Source organism: Shouchella rhizosphaerae (assembly GCF_900142675.1).
GTDB classification, from domain to species: Bacteria; Bacillota; Bacilli; order Bacillales; family Bacillaceae_D; genus Shouchella; species Shouchella rhizosphaerae.
In genome coordinates this window covers 266,551-287,995 of sequence record NZ_FRBS01000004.1, presented here as the reverse complement: position 1 = coordinate 287,995, position 21,445 = coordinate 266,551, and the positions used below count along the sequence as shown (strand labels likewise).

Sequence of the window (21,445 nt, the reverse complement as noted above, 5' to 3'; positions counted from 1 at the left end):
CCTTGATTGGCTAAAAGTGAACAGTCCCCCGGAAAATGGACACTTTAAAAAAGTCCGTTTTTCGGGTTTTTGTGTTCTTTTACAACGAACCCATTATAATCAAATATAACTAATAAGAACAATAAATGTAAAAATAAGTAAATGGTTTTTGCTATTCTTGAGTAGATACAGTTAGAATTTAAACCATTTCCCTGTCAGTGCCATCCTAAGCAATGAACAGGCGCTGCAAGAGTGCCGAGCGCCAGCGATGGGAGAAACCCATGCCGTTACCCCGGCGTATTTCCCGTTGTTTGCGCGCCTATCGACTTTGCCGGCAAATGCGACCGTCTCACTGGCAATCCTGACACGGCAACTGAAACAGCTGGTGCCGCTCCAATACCAATGGTACCAAGCCCAGCTCCGTACCCAAGCGATTCAAACGGATACGTCGCAAGTGGTCACCATACCAGGATATATGTTTACGGATCAAGAAGTCGCAGCTATCAACACGTATCTTGAGAACAACCCTCCGAACGAGGAGAGATTGAATGAAAATCCCATTGTTACTGGAGTGGTCGACTTTTTCTTCGGTGACTTCCTCACGCTGGCCGACCCAGAAGCTTCGCTCGGGGAGAAAGCCTTGGCAACGACGTTTATTTTAGTGAAGCCAGCGAAAGTGGGAGAAGTCATCTACGACTTGTCGAAAGCGAGGAAGGTGAAGACTGGGGGGAAGGGTGCGGGGAGAATTCCTAAGCAAACAGTGAAATCGAATAAAGGTAAGACAATTGATGTTACACCCACTGCAAATCATTCAACTACAACATCGGTTCCAAATCCTGCTAAGGGTACACCAAATTCATCAGTAGATATCACAGACAAGAATACTGGTGAAATAAAAACTAGGAGATTTTATGGACCTGACGGCAGGGCTGTGAGAGACGTTGATTATACTAATCACGGTAATGCTAAGACTCATCCTGAATGGCCACATGAACATATTTTTAAATGGAATAGTGATGGTACGTTTAATAGATAATCTAGGAGTGATACTATGGATTATGAAGAATTAAAACAAAGAGTAGCGATGGGAGAGGAGTTTCAATTCTACTATCGAAATCAAAGTTTTTGGATTAGCAGAAATGAAGATGGGTACTATTTAACAAGAGTTAGAGATAGCTATTCTCAATCCTTTAAAACATCAAATGAATTGTTTGTGGATGGACGAATAGATGGGAAAAGTATTCGAGAGTTATGGAAAGAAATTGAGATATAGATGCTGTATACCTTGATTGGCTAAAAGCTTGTCAAGGTTTTTTTGTTTAAATCATGTAGATACTCGGACGGTCAGGTGTACTAAAATCACGTCATAGTCTTTACCCCAGCAGAACAACCTTTCATTTAGACGACTTCCTCACGCTCACCGCCCCAGAAGCTTCGTTCGGGGAGAAAGCCCTGGCAACGACGTTTATTTTAGTGAAGCCAGCGAAAGTGGGAGAAGTCATCTACGACTTGTCGAAGGCGAGGAAGGTGAAGACTGGGGGGAAGGGTACGGGTAATGCAGTTCTCAATAATGGTAAAGTCACTGTTGATGCAATTAAATCAAATCCAACTGCATTCAAAGGGAAATCGACGGATGAAGTCGCCCGAATGCTAAAAAATGAAGGTTATGACGTTACTGTAAAAGACTCCACTAAATCAAGTTCAGGAGCAAAAATTATCAAGATAAATAATACTGGGGGAGATAGGAATATTACTCAAGTTCAAGTATCACCTGGAGGTGGGAGACACGGAGGAAGTCCATATGTGAAAATTAGTACGAACGACCAAGGTATCATAAAGGTAGTTGATGGAGCCGAAAGTGCATATAAAACAGATGGAAAAGAGACAGCAACAATAATTTTCACAGGAGGGTAACTATGGTGTTATTGAATGCTCCCATTATTCCATGGAAGGAAATGGGTGGAATAAAACTTTACAGTCATATCAGTGAATTTTATGACATTATTAATAATCTCAATGATGCGGATGCTCTATTAGGGAAATCTCTAGTGAGATATGAAATTAAAGATGAAGTTTACTTGTGGTTTAATTTATTTAATGGGAAATTATTCAAAATAACTGCATTAAAGAACTATACTGGAAAGCTATTTGATAAAATTTATATTGGTATGCCTATTGACGAGGTTTTGGAAATAGAGCCAAGTTTTGAATACGATGATTTTGAAGAAGTATACTATAGTCCAAAAGGAATATTTATTGAAACAGACCCTGTAGAACACACGGTATTATGGATTTCAGTTTATGTTAAAGAACTGGATAACGAAGATTTTGAAAGAGGAAATTGGTAGCAAACCTATGAAACCTTGATTGGCTAAAGCTTTTCAAGGTTTTTTATTTAAATCATGTAGACACTCCGACGGTCAGGGTGTATTAGAATCGGGTTATTCCTTTACCCTAGCAGTCAACTATTATTTAGACGACTTTCCCACGCTCGCCCGCCCCAGAAGCTTCACTTGGGGAAAAGTCTTAGCAACGAGGTTTATTTTAGTGAAGCCAGCGAAAGTGGCCGAACTAGGATATGACTTGTCGAAGGTGAGGAAGGTGGAGACTGGGGGGAAGGGGATAGATAATGTTAAACCAGGAGATAAGAGTTCTCTTGCACCTGGTGGTGGATTGGCTGCACATGAGGTAAAAGGTGGGCATTTAATAGATAGACATATCGGAAAAACAGATGAACAACTATTGGAGAGATTGAAAAGTAATCCTAAAATTACTGGTTCTTCTACTTTTAAGGATAGAATGACAGCTGAAAGAGTTGCGGATACAGTTCTTAAAGACCCTAAAAATATGGAGAAAATCCAAAAATGGCTGTCTGACCCAAATAGTAGACCCACGTTGCCATTAAAATTCAAAGGTGATGGGGAAATAATTGATAGAAGTGTTACAAGAAATTCAGAAGTAATCGAGAATGTTACAAACGCAAAAATTATATTGAGGAAGGATAAAAATGGTAGTTTTATTTTGACAGGTTATCCTGTTAAATAGAAAGAAGGGATATTTTATGTATAATAGTTATGATTATCTAGAGGAGTTGGAGGATTTTTTAGGAGGTACATTTCATCAAGATATCGGTTCCCCTGAGCAAGCGTTAAATGAGTTTATAAACGAAGTTAGCAAAGAATGCCTGCTGTCTACAATAAAGGATTGTGAGAAGTTTTTGAACAGCAATTTAACAAAACAAGAAAAAGAAAGTTTTATCCAAAACAATGCAGAAGTTTATTTTCCAGCTATTGAGTTAACCCCTCTACAGTGGCTAAATAAATTAGTACAGCAAATGAAGGAAGCTGTAAAAACAAAATAAAAATATTTAAAGAACCTTGTTTGGTTAAATTGAACTGCGCCCCGAAAAGTGGACACTTTAAAAAAGTCCATTTTTCGGGTTTTTTGTGTTCATTTACAACGAACTCGTTATAATCAAATAAGAAGAACAGGGAATATCTAATGTTTATTGCTCTTAGCAGAAATAGTTAGTATTTAAACTATTTCCTTGTCAGTGCCATCCTAAGCAATGAACAGGCGCTACAAGCGTGCCGAGCGCCAGCGATGGGAGCAACCCATGCCGTTACCCCGGCGTATTTCCCGTTATTTGCGCGCCTATCGACTTTGCCCGCTAACGCGACGGTGTCGCCAGCGATCCTGACACGGCAACTGAAAAAGCTGATGCCGATCCCATACCAATGGTACCAAGCCCAGCTCCGTACCCAAGCGATTCAAACGGACACGTCGCAAGTAGTCACCACACCAGGATATATGTTTACGGATCAAGAAGTCGCAGCTATCAACACGTATCTTGAGAACAACCCTCCGAACGAGGAGAGGTTGAATGAAAATCCCGTTGTTGCTGGAGTGGTCGACTTTTTCTTCGGTGACTTCCTCACGCTGGCCGACCCAGAAGCTTCGCTCGGGGAGAAAGCCTTGGCAACGACGTTTATCTTAGTGAAGCCAGCGAAAGTGGCCGAACTAGGATATGACTTGTCGAAGGTGAGGAAGGTGGAGACTGGGGGAAGGGGATAGATAATGTTATTAGTAATGGTAGAGTTACAATTAACTCAATAAAATCTAACCCTAGTGTATTTAGTGGAAAGAATGCGGATGAAATTGCTGAAATTTTAAAGAGTCAAGGTTATGATGTTACTGTAAGAGCCTCTTCTAAATCACGCTCTGGTGCACAAATAATTAAAATTAATAATCCAGGAAATGGTAGGAATATAACGCAGTTACAAGTTTCACCTGGTGGAGGCAGACATGGAGATGGGAAGTGATATATTTGATTAATTTAGAAGCACCTATCGTTCCTTGGAAAGGGATGGGCGGAATAAAGCTATATAGCCACATTAATGAGTTTTACTCAATAATAGAACAATATGGTAAACAACCGAAACTATTAGGTAAATATTTAATAAGATATGAAATAGATAACTCATTAGATTTATGGTTTAACTTATTAAATGGTAAGTTATTTAAAATAACTGCTACAAGTAACTATAATGGTACTTTATTTAATAAAATTAGGGTAGGAATGCACATTGACGAGGTGCTAAAGATAGAGCCAAGCTTTGAATATGATGATTTTGAAGAAGTGTACTGTAGTCCAAAAGGAATATTTATTGAAACAGACCCTGTTAAACATACGGTATTATGGATTTCAGTGTATGTCAAAGAACTTGATAATGAAGATTTTGAAAGAGGAAATTGGTAGGAATACCTATGAAACCTTGACTGGCTAAATGCTTTTCAAGGTTTTTTATTTAATGTAAAGGAGGCAAAAAATAATGAGCTATAAATTTATTAAGGCAAACCAAGAAAATAGCTTTTATCAAGTGACTGAGAATGAAATAAAACAAGTTGAGAAGGAACTGAGTTTAAAACTTCCAAAGGAGCTAGTAAATTTTTATAGTGAGGTTGGCTACGGGTTTATTAAAGGTTCAGAGTTTAATATTAATCGTATTATGGATCCTTATTCAGTAAGAGATTTTCGATTGAGAGTTAATGATTTCGAGTTTTATCCAGACATAGAGATCTATGAAGAGTTTGAGAATAATAAATTAATATTTTTTGAAGGTAGTGAATCAGCTTTAATGTCAATCGAGTTAAATGAAAATAATCAAAGCCCAATTTATTATTATGATATTCAAATTGCGACATCCTTGGAAGAATTTTTAAGAAAGATACAAGAAAATGATAAGTATTACCTGGAGTTACTTACCGAGTAAGAACGTTAATAAAGCTAATACCTTGATTGGTTCAATACCTTTTAAGGCTTTTTTTAGGGGCTACCTAGTGAGTGGCAGAAGAAGGGAACAAGCTGTAAATGAGGGGGAAGAGTATGGAACATTGGATAGGTGGTACCAACAAATGTTTACCCTCAAGTTATACAATGAGAAGTTTACTTTAGACTCTTCATAATAGAATTTGATAAATTCAATGATTTCAAACCGACTTCAACCATGACTATTTTGGTAGATAAGCATGGGAATTTAGTGACAGTTACACCTGGAATAATAAAATAATCAATGAAGGAAGTGGTACATATGAAATTAATTGGAAGAAAAACTGAGCAAGAATTAAGAGAACAGCTTATTAAATCGAAAGAATCGCTTTTCGGGAGCGAAGAGAAAAAAAGATTACTTGAAGTGCTAAGAAATATTTATCCGAAAATGAACACTGTATATATCCTTCATTGGATACCTGAGCAAGGCGAGGATATTTATAAAGTATTAATTAATGATAATATGATCGCGGTAGTGGAATTAAATCGATATAACACGAAAGTTGAACCAGAAGTTCAGCTTATGTCGGTCCCCCAATATATTCAAGGACTCAATAAACAAAAACAAATTAAGCTTGCGGTTGCTATTGATTTAGCTAAGCAATCCTTGGAAAAATGAGTAGGAAACAAAAAATCACCTTGAAAAGCGGTTTCGTTTTTCAATGGTTTTATATTTAGCATCGAAAAAGAGTGGCTAATGTATGTACTAAATCCTGATGGGACGGTTATATAAGATACAAGCTTCGTATGGATTAAACGGCTGTGTCATGTCTAAGAGGATGCTTGTTAAAGACTAACTTATCTGGCAAAAAAGCGCACGGGATCGATCAAGGAGCTCATGCCGATTGATTTCCAGTTAAAGTAAAGCCAGGTGCACAAAAGAAGCATATTCCTCATACTCCAAATTACAAACAAGAACTTGCAAATGGAAAACACAAGAATATCTTCTATGGCGATAATAAGCATAAGAATTACTTGATAAGTTTGCCGGGAAAGGAACCACTGTGACCAAAAATAAAGAGAGAGTGGACTTTGGTGAACCGATAGGTAAATACTATGATCGTAATACTGGTAAATATCATACGACTACTAAAGGATTAATACATTATGGAAAAGACGGCGCTCATATAATACCATCAAGACCATAAAAACAAAAGAAACGAGGGTGCGTATGGGGTATGACTCTTTAATCGGAACTTTAATAAATTATGAAGATAGTGACATAATAATAGAATGGGAAAATGGATTAAGAATTATTGGCGAACTAGATACAGTTTTCGAAACAGACAATGGATTAGATGAAGATGATATAGATTATACAGAATATGATGCTGCTGTATTTATTGTAAATAAATTCTTATCTCATCCTAGTAATAACAAAGGCAATGTATACAATTGGTTAATACAAAAGAAAGGTTCATTGGTCGAAATTTCTCTCTATGACGATCCCCCAAGTGCAGTATTTTTACCTGACGGAAAGAAGGTATGGGATAGAGAACGATCCAAATAAAATAATAGTTGTATTTCAATTTTGACCTTGATTGGCTAAAGCTTTTTACAGGTTTTTTATTTAATCATGTCGCGCTCCGACGGTCAGAAAAATGTTCTGTTATAGTAGATGCACTAAGTAATGGAACAAAATTACCAGGTAATATATCAGGTACATAGATTTTTGATAAAACGATGTGAGGGTTATTGCAAATGAAGCTGGAGATGTACTTACTGTAACTCCAAAATAGAAAAGGTGAGAGTGTGTTTGTAAAGTATGATGAATATGAATTACTAGAGTTATTTCTTACAGAAGGAGAAAGTTTATCCGGAAATGTAGAAGATGGAAATATTAAGTATTCAAGAACTAAGTCGAAATTTAGTTTAACTATGTATATACGTACTTATGAACAGCAAGTTAGTATTTTCTTGAAGTACAAAAATAGTGATGTATTTTATGTTGATTTGAAAAATATCACAAAAATTGAACGAAAGGATAATTATTTAAAGCTGTGTGATGGAGGTAAACAATTAGCAAACATCCATTTTGGAGAAATTTTTTCGATTAATGTTTCTGAACAATAAATTGAACAGGTATTTGCCAATGTGCGGATCACGAGGGGAAGAAATTAATTGAACACTCGTAATATGCAAGAAGTTATTAATCTCATCGATCAAATTGTAAAGGAACAGATCGAATGCTTGTAAAGCTAGCATCCGAAAGTAAGGTAGTAGTCCATTTTCCCAACCACCCACCGATACTCCCTTCTACACCAGTTTTTAACAAAAAGCATATTGGGAAAATTGCCATGCCTGTTGTCTTATTCGTTCTAAAGTACTAGGATAGCACTAGTATGGAACTTTATTTCGGGAGGAGGGATAAACATTGCTTGAAGTAAAAGAAAAAGCTGGCACACTTTTGCGCCAAAAAGGGTGGGCCAATCCTTTATTAAACGAAGCACGTATGAAAGAACTAGCAAATAGTGATGAGTACTCGTTTGAAGAAGTGCTCCTTATTGCAAAACACTTAATGCCTGACGAGTTCATTCCCCTTATGAATGTATATGCGGCATCGGCAAAGAAGCTGCAGCATGTCCGGGACGCGTTTGAGTATGCTGCACTAAATGAGCAATTTGATATACTAGAAATTCTTATTAACACTCATAAAGAAGATGAGTTGCTTTGGGAATCGGTTCGTGTTTATCAATTAATATATGATATACTAACAAATCAAATTGACGAAGAAGAGTCGCTCCAAAAAGCTAGAAATTTATATGCAACAACCATGAATCCAATGGTAAGAATGCGCTTAGAATTTTTAGAGTTAGCGCAATCGTTTAAAAATCAAACATTGCGTGGGGCAAAAATTATTGAAAATAGAATGAGAAGTGCTTTTAAACAAACGGAACCTTGTTATATGAAAAGTGTTTTGGCTTCAAAGTATTCCATATTAATAGGCTCAGTCTTACTATATAATGAAGGGCGCTTTGAAGAAGCAGAAAATTATTTCTTGGCCTCTGCTGTGAATCAATCATCTTCGGACGGCATGTTAAGCTCATGTTATCACGGGTTAGGCCAAATTTATCTCGTTCAAAATAAGCCCGGGCTATGTATCGATAGTTACGAGAAATCAATCAACTATGCAGCTGCTTCAACATTGGACCATTACAAAATTAGTCTCGAAAATGAGTTTTTTCCTTTTGCACGCAATATGCTTGGTCAAGTTTTTGATATTGAGAACGTCGTCAGTGAAGAGCGTGTTCATCAATATATTGTTCGGGGCGAAAATCAACAAGCTTTATCGCTTATTGCTGACTTAGAAACACAAGGGAAAAGCACTCCTTTTCTATTATTTTATAAAGGAAAAGCGACAAAAAATGTGGATTTTTATTTGCAATCAATGAGAAAGTTTGCTGATTCTGGGCATATTTATTATTATGGAATTGTAGAACGTGAACTAAAAAATTTAATAAAAAGGTGGTTTTAATGTGAAAAAAGTGTTAGTAGTGGTATTTATGTTGACAGTTATTTTTGGTGTCTCAGCGTCTTACGATGGAACCATCCAACCTCAAGGAGGAGGAACAAATTACATCAATCCATAACACTTTGAGATACTAGGAACTGTTCTATTACTTCATTTATTTTCACGTATTTTCACGCGTCATTGCTAACTACCTTTTCGGAATTGTAGAGAGTAATTTTAAACGCAAGCCGTCGGAACAAAGAAATGTTTAGAAAAGCGAATAAAGTGGCTTAGTGTTATTTATTAGACTAAAGGTTATAAGAAAAAAAGAAGCTTAAATTAACAAGCTTCTTTTTTCTTGTTCCTCAGCTCCTTAAAAAACTTATACAAGGAGCCAGGTATAAAATATTCAGACTTTCTATCATTTCTCCAAATGCTCAAAAATCTCGCCACTCTCTAAAAAGTCGATAAAGCGGTCGAGCCAGTCGTAATATGCTTTGGCATGGGCGATTTTTTTTAAGTCGGAAGCGATGACTTCTGCTTGTTCGGGGGTTTCTTTCTGTAATGCAAGCAAGCGTTTTTCCATTTGCACGCTTGCTTTTTTGTTGTTTTCGATTCCTTGGCGCCATTTTTTCGAAAAAATCGCGATAAAAGAAGCGTACCAATCTTCTTCTCCAATATAAAGGTCTTTGCGGACGCCTTTCTTCCACACTTTCCGCGCCATATTGGCATCAACAAGCTGTCTAATGCCAGTGCTCATGCTTGTTTTGCTCATCCCTAGGCGCCGGCTCATTTCATCAAGCGTTAAAGTATCGTTTTCAAATAATAGCGTACCATAAAGACGACCGACTGATTCGTTAATGCCATATAGATGAAAATTGGTCGAAAGCTCATGGATAAACTGTTCTCTGATTTCCTGAAGTTGCTGGTCAACGCCGTTGCTATGCTCGTTTGCCTTCTCCATGTCATTCCTCCAGTGGCCTGCTTATAGAGAGTGTAACAAAGTTCAAAAACAGGTGATAGCATGACAAAGTACAGCATCTGCCAGCATCTGCGAGCAAATAGAAGGAAACCGACCATTGCTTTCGTACAGTTTAAACTGTATGAAAAATATCGACTAAAAGAATGATATATCATGTTTGATTAAAAAATTGTAAATAAGGTATAGTTACAAGGTCTAAAGCAGCACGACTGAAGTGAAGAGGTGGAAAACTTGTCAAAAATTAGGGTTGAGGGCTTGACAAAAGTATTTGGGAAAAAACCGAAACGGGCTCTGGACATGTTGGCACAAGGAAAATCCAAAGCGGACATATTAAAAGAAACTGGCCACACGGTTGGTGTTAACCAAGCAAGTTTTGAAGTCGAAGACGGTGAAATTTTTGTTATTATGGGGCTTTCGGGCAGCGGTAAGTCAACGATTGTGCGGCTGCTGAACCGTTTGATTGAACCGACATCAGGAAGTGTTTGGATTGACGGTGAGGACCTCGCTAAGATGGATGGGAAAAGCCTTCGGGAAGTTAGGCGCAAAAAGATGAGCATGGTCTTCCAAAAGTTTGGCTTGTTTCCAACAAGGACGTTGATTGAAAACGTGGAGTATGGCCTTGAAGTGCAAGGCATTGAGAAGCAGGTGCGCCGTGAAAAAGCGATATCGTCGCTTGAACTTGTTGGCTTAAAAGGATACGAAAATAGTTATCCTTCGCAACTTTCTGGCGGAATGCAGCAACGTGTAGGGCTTGCCCGTGCCCTTGCCAATGATCCGGATGTCCTGTTAATGGACGAAGCGTTCTCTGCGCTTGATCCGCTCATTCGGAAAGATATGCAAGACGAATTATTAGATTTGCAAGAAACGATGAACAAAACGATCATTTTTATTACCCATGACTTGGATGAGGCGCTCCGTATCGGTGATCGCATCATGATTATGAAAGACGGTTCGGTCGTGCAAATTGGCACGCCTGAAGAAATTCTCACACAACCGGAAAATGATTATGTTGAGCGGTTTGTTGAGGATGTGGACCGCTCAAAAGTATTTACAGCGGAAAATGTCATGATCCGTCCAGAAACGATTAATTTGGAAAAAGACGGACCGCGTGTTGCCTTGCAACGGATGCGCGATGCGAAAATTTCTAGCATTTATGTAACGAAACGGAATAGGGAGCTAGTTGGAATCGTCCATGCGAGCGATGTTTCGGAGTTAATCAAGCAAAATATTAATAGCATTGACAGCATTATTGTAACAGATGTGCCGAAAGTCGAAATGGACACGCCAATTAATGAATTGATGGAGGAGCTTGCGAGCAGTTCCGTGCCTCTTGTTGTCATTAAAGGCAACAAACTACAAGGCATTATTGTAAGAAGCGCCGTTCTTGGAGCGTTATCGGGAAGTGAGGTTGATTTTAATGGATTTTCTACCCCGTCTGGAACTAGGTAGTTGGGTTGAAGCGTTTGTAGAATGGCTGCAGCATGCTGCTTGGTTTTTTAATGGTATTGATTTTACGATTGAAAAGGTCATGGACGGGATTTACTGGATCATCGCCTTGCCGCCAAGCTGGTTGTTTGTTCTCATTATTGCGGCGCTCACGTATTGGACAAACCGCAAATGGGGCTTGACCCTTTTTGTAATCCTCGGCCTGTTGTTAATTGACAGCCTTGGTTTTTGGAACGGCATGCTTGATACGTTGGCACTCGTCTTGACGGCTTGTCTGATTTCTGTCGTCATCGGTGTTCCAGTTGGCATTTTAATGGCGAAAAACGACCGTACAGAAGCCATTATCAAACCAGTACTTGATTTTATGCAGACGATGCCTGCATTTGTTTATTTGATTCCAGCTGTTGCTTTCTTCGGCATCGGCATGGTTCCTGGCGTTGTCGCTTCTGTCATATTTGCCATGCCGCCGACGGTCCGCATGACAAACCTCGGTATTCGCCAAGTTTCAACGGAATTAATAGAAGCAGCAGACGCATTCGGTTCAACAGGCACGCAAAAACTATTTAAAGTGCAACTGCCAATGGCTCGGGGAACGATCATGGCTGGGATTAACCAAAGTACCATGCTTGCCCTTTCTATGGTTGTGATCGCGGCCATGATCGGGGCAACTGGAATTGGCCAGGTTGTTTACAGTGCAGTTGGACAAAATAACATTGGCAATGGCTTTGAAGGTGGTATTGCGATTGTCATATTGGCGATTATTCTCGACCGTTTAACGCAAAGTTTTAACAAAAAACAAAGCGAATAAGTGGCAAAAGAGCGGCAATCGCTCTTTTCACTATAGATTTAAATTCAGGGGGTAATGAAATGAATGTAAAACACGTCACGATGACAGCGACAGGATTGGCCCTTGCCGTAACACTTGCAGCTTGCGGAAATGGGGATGACAACGGCAACGGTTCAGACTCTAAGCCAGTTGGCTCTACGGATGAAGGTATGATTTCCAAAGAAGATATTCAAAAAGATTTATCGGTCATTACGGGGATTGACCCAGGCGCAGGCGTTTCCCAAGCAGCAGAGCGGGCGATTGAGGACTATGATTTGACAAACTTGACTTTGCAAACATCTAGTTCCTCTTCGATGGCACAAGCGTTGGATACGGCCATCCAAAAACACGAGCCCATCGTTGTAACGGCATGGAATCCACATTGGAAATTTGCTGCCTATGACTTGAAATACTTGGATGATCCAGAAGGTTCATTTGGCGGTACAGAAGAGATTCATACGATTGCTCGCCAAGGTTTGGAAAGCGAGAAGCCTGAAGGCTATCAAGTCGTTGATAATTTCTTCTGGAGCGAAGATGACATGAACGAAGTAATGCTCGCTGTGCATGAAGGCGCTGATCCAGCAGAAGCTGCTCAAGAGTGGGTTGATAACAACCAAGAAAAAGTCGATGAATGGATTGACGGCGTTGATACAGTCGATGGAGAATCATTCTCCCTTGTGCTCGTAAACTGGGATTCAGAAGTAGCTTCTTCCAATGTGCTTGCCCTTGCTCTTGAGCAAGTTGGCTATGACGTAGAACTGAGTGTTGTTGAAAACGGGCCAATGTGGAAATCGCTTGAATCTGGCGACCAAGATGCAAGTGTGGCTGCATGGTTGCCAATTACACACGGCAGCTTCTTCGATGAAAGCAAAGTCGACGATTTAGGTGTCAACCTTGATGGCGAGCCACGCATCGGCCTCGCAGTGCCAAGTTATATGGATATTGATTCGATTGAAGATTTGAAAGCTGAATAATGGACGAAACAAAGTGAAATGAACGAACAAAAAGTGGTGGCAGATTAACAGATAACATGTTATTATGCTTCTAACGAATGAAAGGAGGCAACATACAATGGCTACTGTTTTTATGAATGATGGGATAAATAAACTTCATACCATAAAAACAGTGACCGGAAGTATCGTGTCTTCTAAATTAAGAAAGTAGCGATGTGGAGTGCTATTCATTTTCATACAGGGTTAAGATGAATGGGCTCTATAAAAAAGCTTCTTTGTTATATCGAGCGATGGAATGAGACACCGGTTTCTAAATCGGTGTCTTTTTCTATGCATGAAAGTAGGTGAAGCATGAAACAAGCGGTGCCCGTACATGAAAAAGCCTCCTAATATTGAAATTTTATCTATTAGGAGGCGCGTACAAAATGAAAGTTGTCAATCATGCGACAAAATACGAACGATTAAAACATTTTTTGAATGCTTTAAATGAACCAACGTACCGGTATAAACAGATTACTGAAGCGATTTTCAAACATCGTATTGGTGCGTTTAATAAAATGACCACATTGCCAAAAGCACTGAGAGAATCGCTCATAAACGAATTTGGTCCTTCCATCCTTACAGTAGAGCCGGTGCTAGAAACAACGTCTCAACAAGTCACTAAAGTGTTGCTAAAAGTAGCGGGAAACAATCAAGTGGAAGCCGTAAGAATGCATTATGAAGCAGGGTGGGAGTCGTTTTGCATTTCTTCTCAATGTGGCTGTGGGTTAGGGTGTACGTTTTGTTCGACAGGAGCCATTGGGTTAAAACAAAACTTATCAGCAGACGAGATGACAGACCAGTTGCTCTATTTTTATCTGAAGGGGCATTCCTTAGATAGTGTCTCTTTTATGGGCATGGGCGAAGCGCTAGCCAATGTAAGGATATTTGATGCTTTGAATGTGCTTGTCGATCGGCAACTATTTGCATTAAGTCCTAGAAGAATAACGGTCTCTACGGTTGGCATCATACCAAACATCCAAAGAATGACTAGCAGCTTTCCTCAGATGAACCTAACGTTTTCACTGCACTCTCCTTTTCATGATCAGCGCAGCGAGTTGATGCCGATTAACAACAAGTACCCGTTAGACCAGGTAATGAATGTATTGGATCAGCATATTCACGAGACAGGGAGAAAAGTATATATTGCTTATGTCATGCTTCGGGGTGTCAATGATTCGGAGAAACATGCAGAAGCACTTGTTAAACGGATTCTAAACAATCGCTATCCCCATCTCTATCATGTCAATTTGATTCGCTACAATCCGACTGTGGGTACGCCTGAAAACTATGGCCAAACCATAGAAGAGAAACTGCAAACTTTTTACCGTGTCGTAAAATCAGCTCGAATTCCTGTAACGATTCGGAGTCAATTTGGAAGAGAAATTGATGCCGCCTGCGGCCAATTATATGGTCAGTATCAGGCGAAAAAAAGGTGAATTCCTTCAAGCATGAGGGAGCCGCTCCTCGTCTTGGCCCTTGGTTGGCTTGTTCTACCAAGGGCTTTTTGCTCTATGTAACGAAGCTGCTTGTCTTAAAGTTCCTTTTCAATAAAGAAATTGACATAAAAGGAGAATGGCGGATATATAGTGGTAGAAGTGTGTTTGAATGTTAAGTAGACAAAGGATCACAAATAGCCGATAGCAAAAAAGATGTGAAGAAATGTCACATTTAACAATCAAATGCTGTTCTTTATATGGTAAAATAAAACTAAGATTGACGAGATGAAATGAGTGATAATGATGAGCACGGAGCGGATTCACCGCTGGACGAAAACAAGGCTGCGGGAACATCTAAGTGTTGTAAAAGGGGAGCGCCCGCCAACAATCGTTTTAAAAAATGCTACGTATTTAAACCATGCCAGAAGAAGATGGCTGAAAGCAAATATTTGGATTGCGGATGACCAAATTGTTTATGTCGGCAAAAGTTTGCCAGAGCAGATAGGCGATGCGGAAGTGGTTGATTGTACAGGGGAATACATTGTTCCTGGCTATATTGAACACCACGCCCATCCATTTCAACTGTATAATCCATACAGTTTGGCAAAATATGCTTCTGAGCGTGGGACGACGACGCTAATCAATGACAACTTGGTTTATTTTTTGAACTTGGAAAAAAAGAAAGCGCTTTCCTTGATCGAGAAACTGGAAGAATTGCCGACAACGATGTACTGGTGGGCACGCTACGATTCACAAACCGAGTTAATCAAAGATGAAATGTTTTCCAATTCAAAAATGAAGGCATGGCTGGAGCACCATTTGGTGGTGCAAGGAGGGGAACTGACGTCATGGCCGAAAGTGCTGCAAGGCGATGACACGACATTGCATTGGATGCAGGAAACAACGAGGCTGCGGAAGCCAATTGAAGGCCATTTGCCAGGAGCTTCTGAAAAAACGCTGTCGCAAATGGCGCTTCTTGGCGTGACGTGCGACCACGAAGCCATTACGGGTGAAGAAGTTGTGCGCCGTTTGGACCTCGGGTACACCGTGTCGTTGCGCTATTCTTCGATTCGCCCTGATTTGCCTCGCTTGTTTGAAGAATTGAAGGAGCTAGGCGTCGATTATTTTGGGCGTTGTTTGATGACGACTGATGGTTCGCCGCCGTCGTTCTACAAAGATGGTGTAATGAACCAATGTATTAAAATCGCCCTGGAAGCCGGCCTTGATCCTGTTGATGCATACGGTATGGCTACCTATTATGTCGCCCGTTATTATAATATCGACCATAAACTCGGCATGATCGCTCCAGGCCGCATTGCCCATTTGAACTTTCTCGAAAGCATGGACAATCCAATGCCTAAAAGCGTTTTGGCTAAAGGGCAGTGGGTGTTAAGAAATGGCACTCCACAAGGAAAAGAAACAGCGCCATTTGAGTGGGGCGACTATGGGATTGGCCCGATTCACATCGACTGGAGTCTTGGTGAAGATGAGCTCCATTTTTCGATGCCGATGGGAATTGAAATGACAAACGCGGTCATTTTAAAGCCTTACCAAACGACGTTGGAAACGGCGGCAACGGAGTTAGCGACAGGCCATGACGAATCGTTTTTTGCGATGGTCGACAAGCAGGGCAAATGGCTTGTGACGACTACATTAAAAGGGTTTGCCACGGCGGTAATGGGCATGGCCAGTTCCTATTCGTATACAGGCGATATCATTTTGATAGGCAAATCGATTCCAGCCATGATCCAAGCGTTCAATGAATTAAAAGCACAAGGGGGCGGGCTCATTCTCGTCGAGAATGAGGAAGTGATCGGCCGTGTCCGCTTGCCTCTTCTCGGCATGATGTCCGCGGCGCCAATGGAAGACATTATGGCAGAAGAACAGTCGTTTGTCAGCCTCCTGCGGGAACGGGGCTACAAATTTGAAGATCCGATGTATAGTTTGCAGTTTTTTTCAGCTACGCACTTGCCTTATATTCGGGTAACGCAACGGGGGATCTACGATGTTCGGAAGAAAGGAATACTATTTCCGGCGATAATGCGTTAAAATAGAATTACTTTGGTGCTTTAAAACTTTAAAAAAGACACGCATCGTAGAGATTGCACAATACTCGAAAGGTGTGACATTGCTTGCAGATCAACAAATTACGGGGCAAAGAACTAGATCAGCTCTTTAAATCGATTTTGTCTCTCAAAAATTTAGAAGAAGCGTATGAGTTTTTTGACGATCTTTGCACCATTAATGAAATTCAGTCACTTGCGCAAAGGCTAGAAGTTGCTCGGATGTTGCGTGATGGTTATACGTACCACAAAATTGAGACAGAGACTGGGGCTAGCACAGCGACCATTTCCCGAGTTAAACGCTGTCTAAATTATGGCAACGATAGCTATCGGATGGCGCTTGACCGGATTGAAGCCCAGGAAGAGCCGCAAGATTAACACCATCTCCTATGAGCGAGGCAACATGTTTGTCTACAGGCTAAGAACGATTCTTTTTAGGATCGTTCTTTTTCTTGTTTTTTTGATAGCGCAAATAGGGGAGATCGGCTACAATAGACGTTAAAAACAAAAGGAGAACGAGAATGGACCGCCATCACGCTACGTACAAAAAACGGCTTGCCGCAGCAAGCAAACAGGAGCCGGCCGATATTCTGGTCATTAACGGCAAACTGATTGATGTTTATACGTTAACCATCTATGAAGCTTCTATTGCGATCACAGACGGCTACATTGTTGGCATTGGCGATTATACAGAAGGCAAAACAGTGATTGATGCCCAAGGCAAATACGTATGCCCTCCGCTTATTGATGGCCACGTCCATATTGAATCGGCGATGGTTCGCCCTGAAGACTTTGCCGGTGTCCTTGTGCCAAAAGGCGTGCTTACGGCGATTGCCGATCCTCATGAACTCGCTAATGTTGCTGGTGTAGAAGCGGTGACATACATGGTTGAAGCAGCTAAAGACTTGCCGCTTGATATTAAAATGGCCGTCCCTTCAAGTGTGCCTGCCGCATCTTTTGAAGAAAATGGCGCCTCCCTTTCTGCCGAAGATGCACGCTTGCTTTTTGCGAACGAAGGCGTATACGGGCTAGGAGAAGTAATGGACTACCCGGCAGTTTTAAATGGCGATGACGACATGCTTGAAAAAATCGCAATGGCGAAGGCAAAGGGCCGCCCCATTGATGGCCATGCAGCAGGGCTAAATAGCGATGCATTAAATGCATATCGGACAGCTGGCATTCACAATGACCACGAAGCAGTAACCGCTGAGGAAGCCAAAGCACGAGTCCAGCGTGGATTTTATGTACTGATGCGTGAAGGGACGGCTGCCCGTGATATCGAGGCGCTCTTGCCAGCTGTTACAGCAGCTAATGCGCGGCGGTTTGCCTTTGCGACAGATGATAAGCATCTAGATGACTTGCTGAAAGAAGGCAGTGTTGACTTTAATGTCCGCAAAGCGATTGCACTTGGCATGGAGCCACTCCAAGCAATCCAAATCGGAACCTTGAATGCAGCTGAATGCTTTCAACTTGATGATAAAGGGGCCATTGCTCCTGGAAAAGAAGCGTCGTTTCTGTTCGTGTCAGACCTTTCCACGTTTCAAGTCGATGCCGTGTATGCAAAGGGCATGCTCGTAGCCGAAAAAGGCGAACTAACGAGCCCGATCCGCACTCCTTACCCCGTGCCAGAGCGATTGTTGAACAGTGTCCATCTTGCTCCATTTGCACGAGAGGACTTAACGCTAAAACTGAAAAACGCTCACTCGACCCCTGTTATTGAAACGACGCTTGGCTCGATTGTGACGAAAAAAGCGATGGCGTCCGTTCCAGCGGAAAACGGTATTTTTCAACCTGGCGGCGAATGGCTAAAGCTTGCGGTCGTGGAACGCCATGAGGCGACGGGACATATCGGACTCGCCATTGTAAAGGGCTTTCCTTTTTCAGAGGGGGCAATTGCCGCGACTGTAGCTCATGATTCCCACAATCTTATCGCTGTAGGGGCAGATGATGAAAGTTTGTACCATGCCATTCATCATGTCGCTGGCTTAGGGGGTGGGATGGCGGTCGTAAAGGGAAACAACGTGCTTGCGGCCATGCCCCTTAAACTGGGCGGCTTGATGTCAACCGCTTCAGCGGAAACAGTCAAACTACAGCTCAATGAGTTACAACAATCACTCGTCCATCTCGGCTACCAAGAAAAAATCGATCCGTTTTTAACGTTGGCCTTCCTTGCACTCCCTGTCATCCCCGCGCTTAAACTGACGTCAAAAGGGCTGTTTGATGTCAATGCGTTTGCCTTTGTCGAACAATAAAAACACGAAGTATATAAGCATTGTCTTAAGGACTGGCTAGTACGCCAGTCCTTAAGGTTGTCGACAAAGTCGATAACCGCACTCAGACTGAAAGAAAACGCTTGTCAGACGAGGAGTGCAGGGGATGGAAGATGTGAATAGAACGAGTGTTCATGAACATATGACTGAGACAAACGACGAAGTATGCGAGCGTTTGTCTGCAGTCTGAAGGGCTGGCCAGAACGCCAGTCCTTCTATTGTTACTGGGGACGTAATTCGAGTTTGTCACTGTTGTTCTTATACGTTGCCGGGTGAATCGATGTCGTATGATAATGACCCTCTGTCCAAGCTTCCATTTGCGAGCGGTATGTCTCGCTTGTGACATGGCCAGACTGTCCAGGAGCGACGATGTGGTACGTATGGTCAATGTCGCTTAAATCAAATACGCCACGCCAACCGGCGCCGTGGTTGACGATGCCTGTTTCGTGATTGTAGCTTGCCGCCATTGTCGTAACATGGCTGCCGTCTGCTGGAAGAGGAGCCCGATCAAATAAGTAATTCAGCGGTGTGATTGCTGCCATTGGATGGCTAAATTCAACTTGGTGAAAGTCGCCCCAACGCCATTTTGCTGGCGCATTTCCTTGTAAACGCGCCGCTTTGTCTATTGCCGCTTGGTAACTTTGAAGGACGACTGTTTCTAAACCGCCAGCGCCCTCGACCCATGGACCTGGATCACCCGTTGCTGCGCATCTTAGCAATTCATCGACGACACCAGCACGGCCGTAAAAAAGCTCGTTGATTTCAGCAGGAATTTTAGCGGCAAACAACAAATTTTCGATTTCTTCCATCCAAAAATGGAACAATAGCGGTCCAGCTTCTTCGCGCTCGTCAAATTGGTTCCATTCTGCGAGAACATCTAATCCCTCCTCGTCAATAGCGCGGAGTCCCTCAGCCGGTAACGCTTCTGTCAGAAGGGGAAGCATGTTGGTTGCTTGCAAATTGGCGACGTCCATTTGCAATGCTTGCATGTCGGTTACAGTATGGTTGTCTTTTGCTGCGAGCACCTCAATAATCCGCTGTTGCCGGTAAGGTTGGGCCCATGTGTGGGAAATGTGGTAAGGATAGTCGTCTCCAGCAATTTTGTTATTAGCGGTGGCAATGATTCCTGATTCAGGATTGACGATTGTTGGCAACTCATCCCAAGGAATATACCCTTCCCATTCATAAGCCGGGTCCCAGCCAGGCACTGGCAATAATGCGTCATCTCCGTTTGCACGGATTGGAATCAGGCCATTGGCTCGGTACGCGATTGTGCCATCCGTGCTAGCAAACACAAAATTTTGTGCGGGCGCATGAAAATGGGTTAAGGCTTCCTTAAACTGGTCCCAATTATCGGCGCGGTTAAAATCGAGTACAGCTTTTAGTTCCGTCGTTGGATCGTGCCCCGTCCAGCGCAAAGATAACGCATACTCGGACTCGTCTTCTACGTGGGCATATTCGGATAGGATCGGGCCATGTTTCGTTAAAACCACGTCATGGTAAAAAGGCTCTTCACCAGCAATTTTAATCTCTTCTGCGATGACTTCGGCTTTATACCACTCCCCGTCATAGAGAAATTCATTTTGGTTTTCAGGGTTGCGCTGTTCAAAATAGAGCTGTTGTACGTCAGGGCCGACATTGGTGACACCCCAGGCAATCGTTTCATTTGAGCCAAGAATAATGCCAGGGACGCCAGCGAAAATCACGCCTGTAACGTTCACAGTCGGCGATGTTAGGTGTGTTTCATACCAAATGCTAGGCGCCCCCAATCCCAAGTGGGGATCATCAGCCAGCAGCGGCATGCCAGTCGCTGTCCGGTCCCCTGAAAGCACCCAATTGTTGCTGCCGTTAAAAGGGTGTGGCAATTTAGAGCCGACGTTGGCAAATGCTGTTTCGACGTCCATGTCAATCGTTTTTGCCAAGTCAAGAACAGCAGGCCCTTCTTCTGGATAGCTAGGAAGCAAATCGAGTGCTTCTTCTTCACTTACATGTTGGCTTAGCCAGTAATGGAACGCTTGGCTTTGCCAATTGCCGCCTAAGTCGTATGCCATATGTTTTCCTATCGTTAAGGAGTCAATCGGGTCCCATTGTTCAGGCTCATAGCCGGCCAAACGAAATTCAAGTGGAAGTGTGCCAGTTGCCTGGGCGTATTCGATAAAAGCATTAACGCCTTCAGCGTAAGCTTCTAAATACCGGTATGTTTCAGCGTCATAGGCAGATGCCGATGCCTCAGCGGCCCGTCGCAAGCCGAATGTCCGAAAGAAAACATCCGAGTCCACAAAGGTTTCTCCCATTACTTCAGCAAGCCGTCCCGACGCCTGCCTTCTGCTTAAATCCATTTGAAACAGGCGGTCTTGGGCAGTAACATAGCCTTGGCTAAAATATAAATCAACGTCTGATTGGGCTTCAATGTGAGGAACGCCTTGCGCATCCCGATACACATTGACAGGAGCATTTAATCCATTGACGACGAGTTCTCCTGTCGTTTGCGGCAGCGGTTTTTTGATTTGCATGTACGCCCATAATAGGGTTGCAAGCAAAATGACCAAAATCGCTGCTCCAGAAATAAAGAGAACCCGCCGTTTTTTTGGCGCCTGGCCAGTGGATGGTATGGAATCCATCAAATTCCTCCCCTCTTTTGAATGCGCTTTCATATTGTATTTTATTC

Annotated in this window: 22 protein-coding genes and 1 pseudogene; 21 read left to right on the top strand and 2 right to left on the bottom strand. The window is 42.0% G+C overall.

What is annotated here, in order from left to right:
- The first annotated feature begins 247 nt into the window (after positions 1–247).
- From BUC05_RS21745 to BUC05_RS13080, 14 genes and pseudogenes are all read left to right on the top strand, one after another.
- Positions 248–1,015 (top strand): hypothetical protein, encoded by a 768-nt coding sequence (locus tag BUC05_RS21745; protein ID WP_244153308.1) that lies wholly within the window; start codon positions 248–250, stop codon positions 1,013–1,015.
- Positions 1,016–1,030: 15 nt separating this feature from the next.
- Positions 1,031–1,252 carry a hypothetical protein gene (locus BUC05_RS13140; protein ID WP_035202084.1) on the top strand — a complete coding sequence of 74 codons (222 nt, stop codon included), beginning with the start codon at positions 1,031–1,033 and terminating at the stop codon, positions 1,250–1,252.
- Positions 1,253–1,467: 215 nt separating this feature from the next.
- Positions 1,468–1,893 (top strand): hypothetical protein, encoded by a 426-nt coding sequence (locus BUC05_RS13135; protein ID WP_142237559.1) that lies wholly within the window; start codon positions 1,468–1,470, stop codon positions 1,891–1,893.
- 2 nt (positions 1,894–1,895) lie between these two features.
- Positions 1,896–2,327 carry a hypothetical protein gene (locus BUC05_RS13130; RefSeq protein ID WP_011245915.1) on the top strand — a complete coding sequence of 144 codons (432 nt, stop codon included), beginning with the start codon at positions 1,896–1,898 and terminating at the stop codon, positions 2,325–2,327.
- 199 nt (positions 2,328–2,526) lie between these two features.
- The gene (locus tag BUC05_RS21630) at positions 2,527–3,024 is read left to right on the top strand and encodes an RNase A-like domain-containing protein (RefSeq protein WP_244153307.1); all 498 of its coding nucleotides are present in this window, start codon (positions 2,527–2,529) and stop codon (positions 3,022–3,024) included.
- A 16-nt stretch (positions 3,025–3,040) separates the two neighbouring features.
- Positions 3,041–3,340 (top strand): contact-dependent growth inhibition system immunity protein, encoded by a 300-nt coding sequence (locus BUC05_RS13120; protein ID WP_011245917.1) that lies wholly within the window; start codon positions 3,041–3,043, stop codon positions 3,338–3,340.
- A 242-nt stretch (positions 3,341–3,582) separates the two neighbouring features.
- Entirely contained in the window at positions 3,583–4,053 is a 471-nt protein-coding gene (locus BUC05_RS13115; RefSeq protein ID WP_073304956.1) for a hypothetical protein, read from the top strand.
- A 253-nt stretch (positions 4,054–4,306) separates the two neighbouring features.
- Positions 4,307–4,738, top strand: a complete 432-nt coding sequence (locus tag BUC05_RS13110) for a hypothetical protein (protein WP_073305158.1) — start codon at positions 4,307–4,309, stop codon at positions 4,736–4,738.
- Between the two features lie 73 nt (positions 4,739–4,811).
- On the top strand, positions 4,812–5,252 hold the full coding sequence (locus BUC05_RS13105) for an SMI1/KNR4 family protein (protein ID WP_073304954.1): 441 nt from the start codon (positions 4,812–4,814) through the stop codon (positions 5,250–5,252).
- A 318-nt stretch (positions 5,253–5,570) separates the two neighbouring features.
- Positions 5,571–5,927 carry a hypothetical protein gene (locus BUC05_RS13100; protein ID WP_073304952.1) on the top strand — a complete coding sequence of 119 codons (357 nt, stop codon included), beginning with the start codon at positions 5,571–5,573 and terminating at the stop codon, positions 5,925–5,927.
- Between the two features lie 230 nt (positions 5,928–6,157).
- Positions 6,158–6,456, top strand: a pseudogene (locus BUC05_RS13095) (polymorphic toxin type 50 domain-containing protein); the annotation flags it as partial.
- Positions 6,457–6,479: 23 nt separating this feature from the next.
- A complete protein-coding gene (locus tag BUC05_RS13090; RefSeq protein ID WP_073304950.1) occupies positions 6,480–6,818 on the top strand; it encodes a hypothetical protein in 339 nt (112 codons plus the stop codon).
- Between the two features lie 242 nt (positions 6,819–7,060).
- The gene (locus tag BUC05_RS13085) at positions 7,061–7,381 is read left to right on the top strand and encodes a hypothetical protein (protein WP_073304948.1); all 321 of its coding nucleotides are present in this window, start codon (positions 7,061–7,063) and stop codon (positions 7,379–7,381) included.
- A 301-nt stretch (positions 7,382–7,682) separates the two neighbouring features.
- Positions 7,683–8,783: an AimR family lysis-lysogeny pheromone receptor gene (locus tag BUC05_RS13080; RefSeq protein WP_035202082.1), complete on the top strand. Its 1,101-nt coding sequence runs from the start codon at positions 7,683–7,685 to the stop codon at positions 8,781–8,783.
- A 397-nt stretch (positions 8,784–9,180) separates the two neighbouring features.
- On the opposite strand, the gene BUC05_RS13075 is transcribed toward BUC05_RS13080, so the two are convergent.
- Complete coding sequence (locus tag BUC05_RS13075) at positions 9,181–9,723, bottom strand: GbsR/MarR family transcriptional regulator (RefSeq protein WP_011245925.1); 543 nt, start codon at positions 9,721–9,723, stop codon at positions 9,181–9,183.
- A 249-nt stretch (positions 9,724–9,972) separates the two neighbouring features.
- On the opposite strand from BUC05_RS13075, the gene BUC05_RS13070 reads away from it, so the two are divergent.
- From BUC05_RS13070 to ade, 7 genes are all read left to right on the top strand, one after another.
- The gene (locus BUC05_RS13070) at positions 9,973–11,190 is read left to right on the top strand and encodes a quaternary amine ABC transporter ATP-binding protein (RefSeq protein ID WP_011245926.1); all 1,218 of its coding nucleotides are present in this window, start codon (positions 9,973–9,975) and stop codon (positions 11,188–11,190) included.
- Positions 11,159–11,995, top strand: coding sequence for an ABC transporter permease (locus BUC05_RS13065; RefSeq protein WP_063608640.1), 837 nt, complete (start codon positions 11,159–11,161; stop codon positions 11,993–11,995). Before BUC05_RS13070 ends, BUC05_RS13065 begins: the two co-directional genes overlap by 32 nt.
- Before the next feature lie 59 nt (positions 11,996–12,054).
- A complete protein-coding gene (locus tag BUC05_RS13060) occupies positions 12,055–12,987 on the top strand; it encodes a glycine betaine ABC transporter substrate-binding protein (RefSeq protein WP_011245928.1) in 933 nt (310 codons plus the stop codon).
- Positions 12,988–13,391: 404 nt separating this feature from the next.
- Positions 13,392–14,444 (top strand): 23S rRNA (adenine(2503)-C(8))-methyltransferase ClbB, encoded by a 1,053-nt coding sequence (locus BUC05_RS13055; RefSeq protein WP_011245929.1) that lies wholly within the window; start codon positions 13,392–13,394, stop codon positions 14,442–14,444.
- A gap of 303 nt (positions 14,445–14,747) precedes the next feature.
- Positions 14,748–16,493: an adenine deaminase C-terminal domain-containing protein gene (locus tag BUC05_RS13045; protein WP_011245930.1), complete on the top strand. Its 1,746-nt coding sequence runs from the start codon at positions 14,748–14,750 to the stop codon at positions 16,491–16,493.
- Between the two features lie 83 nt (positions 16,494–16,576).
- Entirely contained in the window at positions 16,577–16,885 is a 309-nt protein-coding gene (locus BUC05_RS13040) for a YerC/YecD family TrpR-related protein (protein ID WP_011245931.1), read from the top strand.
- 143 nt (positions 16,886–17,028) lie between these two features.
- Complete coding sequence (gene ade / locus BUC05_RS13035) at positions 17,029–18,759, top strand: adenine deaminase (protein ID WP_073304946.1); 1,731 nt, start codon at positions 17,029–17,031, stop codon at positions 18,757–18,759.
- A 239-nt stretch (positions 18,760–18,998) separates the two neighbouring features.
- Here ade and BUC05_RS13030 read toward each other — a convergent pair whose 3' ends face one another.
- Positions 18,999–21,398, bottom strand: coding sequence for a penicillin acylase family protein (locus BUC05_RS13030; protein WP_073304944.1), 2,400 nt, complete (start codon positions 21,396–21,398; stop codon positions 18,999–19,001).
- Between the last annotated feature and the right edge of the window lie 47 nt (positions 21,399–21,445).

What these genes read in the sequence shown, in the direction of transcription:
- BUC05_RS13120 (WP_011245917.1), top strand. Translation starts at nt 3,041, where the DNA reads ATGTATAATAGTTATGATTATCTAGAGGAGTTGGAGGATTTTTTAGGA.
- BUC05_RS13045 (WP_011245930.1), top strand. Translation starts at nt 14,748, where the DNA reads ATGAGCACGGAGCGGATTCACCGCTGGACGAAAACAAGGCTGCGGGAA.
- BUC05_RS13140 (WP_035202084.1), top strand. Translation starts at nt 1,031, where the DNA reads ATGGATTATGAAGAATTAAAACAAAGAGTAGCGATGGGAGAGGAGTTT.
- BUC05_RS13130 (WP_011245915.1), top strand. Translation starts at nt 1,896, where the DNA reads ATGGTGTTATTGAATGCTCCCATTATTCCATGGAAGGAAATGGGTGGA.
- BUC05_RS13075 (WP_011245925.1), bottom strand. Translation starts at nt 9,723, where the DNA reads ATGGAGAAGGCAAACGAGCATAGCAACGGCGTTGACCAGCAACTTCAG.
- BUC05_RS13030 (WP_073304944.1), bottom strand. Translation starts at nt 21,398, where the DNA reads ATGGATTCCATACCATCCACTGGCCAGGCGCCAAAAAAACGGCGGGTT.
- BUC05_RS13060 (WP_011245928.1), top strand. Translation starts at nt 12,055, where the DNA reads ATGAATGTAAAACACGTCACGATGACAGCGACAGGATTGGCCCTTGCC.
- BUC05_RS13115 (WP_073304956.1), top strand. Translation starts at nt 3,583, where the DNA reads ATGGGAGCAACCCATGCCGTTACCCCGGCGTATTTCCCGTTATTTGCG.
- BUC05_RS21745 (WP_244153308.1), top strand. Translation starts at nt 248, where the DNA reads ATGGGAGAAACCCATGCCGTTACCCCGGCGTATTTCCCGTTGTTTGCG.
- BUC05_RS13090 (WP_073304950.1), top strand. Translation starts at nt 6,480, where the DNA reads ATGGGGTATGACTCTTTAATCGGAACTTTAATAAATTATGAAGATAGT.
- BUC05_RS13105 (WP_073304954.1), top strand. Translation starts at nt 4,812, where the DNA reads ATGAGCTATAAATTTATTAAGGCAAACCAAGAAAATAGCTTTTATCAA.
- BUC05_RS13055 (WP_011245929.1), top strand. Translation starts at nt 13,392, where the DNA reads ATGAAAGTTGTCAATCATGCGACAAAATACGAACGATTAAAACATTTT.
- ade (WP_073304946.1), top strand. Translation starts at nt 17,029, where the DNA reads ATGGACCGCCATCACGCTACGTACAAAAAACGGCTTGCCGCAGCAAGC.
- BUC05_RS13100 (WP_073304952.1), top strand. Translation starts at nt 5,571, where the DNA reads ATGAAATTAATTGGAAGAAAAACTGAGCAAGAATTAAGAGAACAGCTT.
- BUC05_RS13065 (WP_063608640.1), top strand. Translation starts at nt 11,159, where the DNA reads ATGGATTTTCTACCCCGTCTGGAACTAGGTAGTTGGGTTGAAGCGTTT.